General features: G+C 76.6%; 1 protein-coding gene. It reads left to right on the top strand.

Annotated elements, in window-relative coordinates:
* The coding region (locus tag KN815_RS45670) for an ROK family transcriptional regulator (protein WP_216347688.1) at positions 1–893 on the top strand (893 nt) is incomplete at both ends.

Genomic DNA, 893 nt, shown 5'->3' with positions numbered 1-893 from the left:
CGGCGCAATCTCTCCCACGTGCTGCTTGCCGTGGCCGCCCACGGCCCGCTGTCCCGTGCCTCGGTGGCGGCCCGGGTGGGGCTCACCCGGGCCGCCGTCTCCACGCTCGTCGACGAGCTGATCCGGGACGGGCTGCTGGTCGAGCTGGGCCCCTCCCGGCCCGGTACGGTCGGCCGCCCCGGCAGCGCCCTACAGCTCAATGAGCGCGGTCCGGCCGGAATCGGCGCGGAGATCGGGGTGGACCATCTCGCGGTGTGCGCGGTGGACCTCGCCGGGCGGGTGCGGGCCCGCACCGAGATAGCGTCGGCGAACCGCGACCGTGCACCGGCCCCGGTGCTCACCCAGCTCTCCTCCCTGGTCCGGCAGGTCGCGGCGGAAGCGGAGCTGGGCGGGCTGCGGCCGGTGGGGCTCGCGGTGGCGGTGCCCGGTCTGGTGGCGCGGGACTCGTCGCTGGTCGTCCGCGCCCCCAACCTGGGCTGGGAGGGGGTGGACATCGGCCCCGAGCTGCGCACGGCGCTGCCCGGGCTGCCGGTCACCGTCGACAACGAGGCGAATCTGAGCGCGCTCGCCGAGCTGTGGCGGGGCGGCCACGATCCGGCGCCCCGGGACTTCATCCATGTCTCGGCCGAGATCGGCATCGGCGCCGCGGTCGTGCTGGAGGGGCAACTGCTGCGCGGCACCCACGGTTTCGCCGGCGAGCTGGGCCATGTGCCGGTCCGTCCCGAGGGGCCCGAGTGCGCCTGCGGCGGCCGCGGCTGTCTGGAGCAGTACGCGGGCGAGGAGGCGGTGCTGCGGGCGAGCGGCCTCTCCCCCGAGCAGGCCGCTGCCCAGCACCCGGGCCCCGGCGGCCGTATCACCGTGCTGGCCGTAAGGGCGGCGAGCGGCGACCAGCG

This window comes from Streptomyces niphimycinicus, assembly GCF_018883605.1.
GTDB classification, from domain to species: domain Bacteria; phylum Actinomycetota; class Actinomycetes; order Streptomycetales; family Streptomycetaceae; genus Streptomyces; species Streptomyces niphimycinicus.
Note: the sequence above shows the minus strand (reverse complement) of the source record. Positions and strands in the feature narration are given on the sequence as shown.